General features: G+C 51.4%; 5 protein-coding genes. 1 reads left to right on the top strand and 4 read right to left on the bottom strand.

Going from position 1 to position 6,600, the window contains the following annotated elements; all coding sequences use genetic code 11:
* From ACR0P9_RS05930 to ACR0P9_RS05920, 3 genes are all read right to left on the bottom strand, one after another.
* Positions 1-186: hypothetical protein (locus tag ACR0P9_RS05930; RefSeq protein WP_432618235.1), on the bottom strand; the 186-nt coding region annotated here is incomplete at its 3' end.
* A 1,243-nt stretch (positions 187-1,429) separates the two neighbouring features.
* Complete coding sequence (locus ACR0P9_RS05925; protein ID WP_432618233.1) at positions 1,430-2,383, bottom strand: mechanosensitive ion channel family protein; 954 nt, start codon at positions 2,381-2,383, stop codon at positions 1,430-1,432.
* Positions 2,384-2,455: 72 nt separating this feature from the next.
* Positions 2,456-4,174: a proline--tRNA ligase gene (locus ACR0P9_RS05920; protein ID WP_432618231.1), complete on the bottom strand. Its 1,719-nt coding sequence runs from the start codon at positions 4,172-4,174 to the stop codon at positions 2,456-2,458.
* Between the two features lie 82 nt (positions 4,175-4,256).
* Between ACR0P9_RS05920 and ACR0P9_RS05915 the strand changes: the two genes are divergently transcribed.
* The gene (locus ACR0P9_RS05915; RefSeq protein WP_432618229.1) at positions 4,257-4,562 is read left to right on the top strand and encodes a carboxypeptidase-like regulatory domain-containing protein; all 306 of its coding nucleotides are present in this window, start codon (positions 4,257-4,259) and stop codon (positions 4,560-4,562) included.
* Positions 4,563-4,568: 6 nt separating this feature from the next.
* Here ACR0P9_RS05915 and thrS read toward each other — a convergent pair whose 3' ends face one another.
* Positions 4,569-6,515 (bottom strand): threonine--tRNA ligase, encoded by a 1,947-nt coding sequence (gene thrS / locus ACR0P9_RS05910; RefSeq protein ID WP_432618227.1) that lies wholly within the window; start codon positions 6,513-6,515, stop codon positions 4,569-4,571.
* Positions 6,516-6,600: the final 85 nt, after the last annotated feature.

Raw genomic sequence — 6,600 nt, 5'->3', positions numbered from 1 at the left:
GACAAAAATCAGCAAATAGGTCAGCATATCTTCCATCTCATAGAGAAACGAGCCTTCTGCCGCCTGTGGAAACAGCGGCATAATCGGATACAGCAGACAATTGATTCCCATCTCCGCAAGAGTTGTCAGTGCAATAATATCTGCACTGCGGCGCACACGCCACGTTTCTGATGGAATTCCGTTCATGAACACCGCCTCCTTTTTGTTCACGTGTTTTCATCATACCACAAACCCTATGTTCTGTCATGGTTTTTACCAAAATTGACGAAAAAAAGCAGCATCTCTGCCGCCCGTACGTCGGTATCATTGAGATGCTGCAATATTTTATATAGATAGCTCGTCAGTGCTTAGTGACGCTTCTTAGCGCGTGCTACACACTCAATCTTCTCGCCGGACAGTGCTACCATTCTTGCTCTTGTCAGTTCTCCAAAGAATCCCATGATTCGTTCCTCCTCTATCGGTAAAGTGTTATAAACGGTTTGTTTTTAGCAGGATGTGTTCTGTATGATTAGTGACGCTTCTTGTTGCGTGCTACGCACTCAATCTTTTCGCCGGACAGTTCCATCATTCTTGCTCTTGTCAGTTCTCCAAAGAATCCCATGATTCGTTCCTCCTCTATCGGTAAGTGTTATAAACGGTTTGTTTTTAGCAGGATGTGTTCTGTATGATTAGTGACGCTTCTTGTTGCGTGCTACGCACTCAATCTTCTCGCCAGACAGCTCCATCATTCTTGCTCTTGTCAGTTCACCAAAGAATCCCATGATTCGTTCCTCCTTGTATTTCTCGTATATCAGTTGTCTTTCGACTTAGTGGTTCTTCTTAGCGCGTGCTGCGTATGCGATCTTCTCGCCGGACAGCTCCATCATTCTTGCTCTTGTCAGTTCTCCAAAGAATCCCATGATTTATTCCTCCTATAGTATATCGTATGCGATGTGTTTTCTCTTACTTACCAAACATATGAATAACGGCCTGGTCAATCTTATTCTTGCGAAGCTCTTTGACATAGGCGTTTGCCATCTGATTGAATGAACGTTTCATGATTGACTCACCTCCAACATTCGTAATTGTGTGTGTGCGTCTTAGAAATGACGCTTGTTTATCTGGAGCTTTCAATTTGCTCCTCAGACTTTCGTCTGTTTTGGCTTCCGGATGTCTTTCCTTTAGCTTGCCTATATCATACACACTTTCTCGCAATCGCGCAATCTTAATTCTCAACAAACTATACAAGTTTTTGCATTTTGTTTTGTGCACTTTTTCCATATCTAGATTTTTTCGTTATTTAATTCACACAATTCGTACTTCTTGTTTTTGTGCGTTTTAACCCAAGCTTTTCCATGTCAAGCAATCGCAAATTCGCGATATAAATAGGGAACAGAACAAAAAAATCCCTGCTCGCAGAGAATCTGAAGCAGGGATGACGGCTTTTCCGTCACTTTGTAATTGTCACGTGAGGGTACGCAAATTCAATGTTTTCTGCATCAAATCGGTTTTTAACCGACCGATTGAGTGCAAATTTTAGTGCCGTCGCAGCCGTTTGATCCTCCGCCCACAGCCACGCACGCAAAATAACCGCCGAATCTGCAAGTTCAACAACTTCAACTTTCACTTCTGGCAACGTCAACTTTTCTTCCGCTGTTCTAATGTCCAGATGCAGGGGCTGCCGCATGACTTCATCGCGTAAAATCTCGATGGCTTTCTCCATATCACTCTCATAGGTGATTCCTACGTTAAACAATTCACAAATGCGTTTATCGGCGTAATTGGCGTTTTCAATGACCGCACTGTTAATCGTACCGTTCGGAATAATAATGCGCTTGTTCTCCGGCGTGCGAATCGCCGTATGGCGCAGCGTGATCTCTTCAATCACACCGGACACATTGGAATCGACATAGCGCACAAAGTCACCGATGATAAATGGCTTGAAAAACAGAATCATCACGCCGCCCGCGACATTGCCCAGCGTGTCCTGTGCGGCAAAGCCGACAACGACAGCGACAATACTACCAGATGCCAACAGCGCTGTCAGGGAGTCCGATGCTCCCGGAATACTCGACACCACAACGACGCCGCCGATAAAATAAATGCCAACGATAATGACATACCGCGCAAAGGACAACAGGGTGACATCGGTATTTCCTGTCGCCAACATCGCCTCCTTGGTGCGCCGAAACATGTGATTGACAAAACGCACCAGCCACAGCATGACGAGAATGGTAATAAGAATAAACAGCAGCCGTCCGAACCATGACGGCAGATGCATCATGGACGTAACCGACTGTACGCCGCGAATGACGTCATTGGTCGCATCGTTTGTCGCTTCCATCGCGCTGTCAGCCGTAAATGTCCCAGAGCCAACTGCTGTCTTCAATGCTTGAAACATCATATCTCCTCTCTGCAAAAAAGAAAAACGACAGGCAGTGATGGTCGCTGCCTGCCGTTTTGTTTTGCTTGCTTTTTACTTCAGCTCGTCCAGCATGGACTGAACCAGCTTCTCTACATATGCCTGTGCTTCTTCCGGAGCAACATCCTCACGCAGAGACTTGTCGCGCTTAGACACTTCGACACAGCCGCGCTTGATGGTCTTCGGGCTGACGATAACACGTACCGGCACGCCGAGCAGATCGGCATCCGAGAACATGTTGCCTGCGCTGACCTTGCGGTCATCATACAGTACCTCTACGCCAGCTGCCTGCAGGTTGTTATACAGCGCATCTGCGGTCTCGCGTACCTGCGGATCTGTTGCCTTGATGGCACAGATGTGTACCTGCCACGGAGCAATGCTCATCGGCCAGATCGGGCCGTATTCGTCATGCTTTGCCTCGCATACCGATGCACACAGACGGCCAACACCGATGCCATAGCAGCCCATAATCGGGTAATGCGGCTTGCCGTCCTGACCGATATAGGTCATTTCCATGGACTTGGTGTACTTGGTGCCGAGCTGGAAGATGTTGCCGACCTCAATGCCGCGGCTGATGCGAATCGACTTCTTGCCGCAGCACGGACAGGTTGCACCCTCATAGGTCTTAGCAAAATCTGCAATCGGTGCGTCCGGCGTATCGCGCTTGACGTTGTAGCCGGTATAATGATAGTCCTCTTCATTTGCGCCGCAAACCGAGCTGTTCAGTGCAGCCAGAGACTGATCAATGACGAAAGAAACGCCCTCCGGCAGACCTACCGGTCCAATAAATCCAGCGACAATGCCGCTCTCTGCGGTGATTTCAGCCGGATGAATCTCTTCACCGAGGAAATTGCGCAGCTTGGTCTCATTGACCTCCAGATCGCCGCGAATAAACGCAATGACATACTCATCGGTCAGATTCTTCTGATAGACAACAGCCTTGCACGATGCATTTGCCGGTGCGTGCAGGAACTCACAGACAGCCTCAATGGTCTTGGTGCCCGGGGTGTGTACCTTCTCCAGCGGAGCCTCTGTGGTTTCCGGTGCATCAACGATACAGTCTGCAGCTTCCATGTTGGAGCTGTAGCCGCACTCATCGCACAGCACGATGGTGTCTTCACCGCAATCGGTCAGCAGCATGAACTCATGCGATACGCTGCCGCCCATCATACCGGAGTCAGACTTTACCGCGATAACTTCCGGCACACCGGCACGGCGGTAGATATTGACATATGCCTGATAGCACTTTTCATAGTATGCTTCCAGATCTTCCTGCGACGTATGGAACGAATACGCATCCTTCATCGTGAACTCACGAACACGAATCAGACCGCCGCGGGCGCGCGGCTCATCGCGGAACTTGGTCTGGATCTGATAGATCATAAACGGATACTGCGAATACGACTGTGCCGTGCCGCGTGCCAGATGGACAGCCGCCTCTTCGTGCGTCATGCCCAGAACAACCGGCTGACCGCTTCTGTCCTTAAAACGAGCCATTTCGCTGCCGATGGACTCATAGCGGCCGGATTCCTGCCACAGAGATGCCGGCATAACAACCGGGAACATGACTTCCTGTCCGTCAATCTTGTCCATCTCGTCGCGGATGATGTTCTCAATCTTCTTGCAGATACGCTTGGTCGGCATAAACAGGGAGTAAATGCCGGTGGTCAGCTGCTTCATATAGCCGCCACGGATCATGAGCTTATGGCTGTCTAACTGGCAATCCGCCGGAGTTTCCTTAAAGCGGGCGCCGAGCATACTGCTCATCTTCATATGAATATCTTTCCTTTCTGTATGCACCTTTTCGCCCCTTCCGCATACGCTGAAGCATCAGTACATGCCGGAGGTGCTCTTTATGCAGTCTATTTTCTATGTCCGTCCCTCTGCACAGGAAATCGTGGAAACCCATGTGACGCTGCGCGAGCCGGATCGTCCTGTGCTTCTCGGCACAGTCACGGATGACAGCGGCGCGCCGATCTCCGACGCTCTGGCCGTCTTATACGCATCCGGCGGCGTTGAGCCGGACGCGGTTGCCGGTGTCAGCTGCACCGATGCGCAGGGACGATTTCTCTTCGGACCGTTGGAGCCGGGTGTGCTGTACGAAATTCGCGTGCAAGCCAATACCCAGCTGCACCGCGTGCTCGAACAGCCCGAAGAATAACTTATTTTACTTCTTTGCCTTGGTAGAAACAACCTCTGCCAGCTGAGCCTCGAACTCTTCAAAGCTCATAGCACCCAGATCACCGTCTGCACGCTGACGCGGGGATACCGTGTTGTTCTCCAGATCCTTATCGCCGACAATCAGCAGATACGGAATGCGCTCGTTGCGGCCCTCGCGGATCTTGTAGCCCAGCTTTTCCGAACGATGGTCTACGGTTGCGCGATAGCCCTTCTTGAGCAGCTTCTTGCCGATTTCATCCGCATAGTCTGCGGCACGGTCGGTTACCGGCAGGACACGTACCTGCTCCGGTGCCATCCAAGTCGGCAGGGAGCCTGCATACTTCTCAATCAGGTATGCCAGTGTGCGCTCGTAGCAGCCCAGAGAAGTTCTGTGAATGATGTACGGCAGCTTCTTCTGGCCGTCTGCATCCGTGTAATACATGCCGAAGCGCTGTGCCAGCAGCATATCAATCTGGATGGTAACCAGCGTGTCTTCCTTGCCGTGTACGTTGTGGTACTGAATATCCAGCTTCGGGCCATAGAAGGCAGCCTCATCAATGCCGACTTCATACGGTACGCCCAGATCGTCCAGAATCTGTGCCATCGTAGCCTGTGCTTCTTCCCACTGCTCTGCGGTACCCTCGTACTTGTTGTTCGGGTTTGCCGGATCCCACTGCGAGAAGCGGAACGAGCAGTCCTCCCACAGACCAACGGTATCCAGCATGTAATGTGCCAGATCCAGGCAGTCCTTAAACTCTTCTTCCAGCTGATCCGGACGAACAACGTTGTGACCCTCAGAGATGGTAAACTGACGAACACGAATCAGGCCGTGCATTTCGCCGGAGTCCTCGTTGCGGAACAGCGTCGAAGTCTCGCCCAAGCGCATCGGCAGATCGCGGTACGAACGCGCACGGTTCAGGTATACCTGATACTGGAACGGGCAGGTCATCGGACGCAGAGCCAGACACTCCTTCTCTTCATCATACGGATCGCCGATGATGAACATGCCGTCCAGATAATGATCCCAGTGACCGGAAATGCGGAAGAATTCACGCTTTGCCATCAGCGGGGTCTTGGTCAGCAGATAGCCATGCTCCTGCTCGACGTCTTCTACCCAACGCTGCAGCAGCTGGATGACACGAGCACCCTTCGGCAGCATAACAGGCAGACCCTGACCCAGCGTTTCAACGGTGGTAAAGTACTCCAGTTCACGACCCAGCTTGTTGTGGTCGCGCTTCTTTGCCTCTTCGACAGCTGCCAGATACTCGTCCAGCATGGTCTTCTTCGGGAATGCTGTGCCGTAGATACGCTGGAGCATCTTGTTGTGCTCATCGCCGCGCCAGTATGCGCCGGTGCAGGACGTCAGCTTGAATGCCTTGACCTTCGAGGTATCCGTGCAGTGCGGACCAGCGCACAGGTCGGTAAAGTCGCCCTGATGATACAGCGTAATCAGCTCGCCCTCCGGCAGATCTTCAATCAGCTCTACCTTATACGGCTCGTTCTTCTCACGGAACAGGTTCAGGGCATCCTCGCGGGAAACTTCCTCGCGGATCATCGGAATGCCCTGCTTGACGATCTTCTTCATCTCTGCCTCGATCTTTTCCAGATCCTCCGGCGTGAAGTTATGCTCGGAATCAATATCATAATAGAAGCCGTTGTCAATAGCCGGACCAATTGCCAGCTTGACGTCCGGATACAGATGCTTGACTGCCTGTGCCAGAACGTGAGAAGCGGTGTGACGCAGGGTCCACTTGCCCATGTCATCGTCAAAGGTCAGGACGCTCATCGTGCAGTCCTTCTCCAGCGGGGTCTTCAGGTCAACGGTCTTTCCGTTCACCTCTGCTGCCAGTGCGGCGCGCGCCAGACCAGCAGAAATCTGCTTGGCAACATCCAGACAAGTAGCACCATCCTCGACCTGCATGATGGTTCCGTCTTTCAGGGTAATGTTAATCATAACAATCCATTTCCTTTCTTTGGGGCAAAAAAACAACTCCCGCCCCTAAAATGTTGTCAGGGGTGAGAGCTAACGGTTCCCACGG

Source organism: Butyricicoccus sp. (assembly GCF_050872565.1).
Classification (GTDB): domain Bacteria; phylum Bacillota; class Clostridia; order Oscillospirales; family Butyricicoccaceae; genus Butyricicoccus_A.
The sequence above is the reverse complement of the archived record's forward strand: the minus strand, read 5'-3'. Positions and strand labels throughout refer to the sequence as shown.

Bases quoted from the DNA above. Each gene is read 5' to 3' on its own strand.
- ACR0P9_RS05925 (WP_432618233.1), bottom strand. From the start codon at position 2,383: ATGATGTTTCAAGCATTGAAGACAGCAGTTGGCTCTGGGACATTTACG.
- ACR0P9_RS05920 (WP_432618231.1), bottom strand. From the start codon at position 4,174: ATGAAGATGAGCAGTATGCTCGGCGCCCGCTTTAAGGAAACTCCGGCG.
- ACR0P9_RS05915 (WP_432618229.1), top strand. From the start codon at position 4,257: ATGCAGTCTATTTTCTATGTCCGTCCCTCTGCACAGGAAATCGTGGAA.
- thrS (WP_432618227.1), bottom strand. From the start codon at position 6,515: ATGATTAACATTACCCTGAAAGACGGAACCATCATGCAGGTCGAGGAT.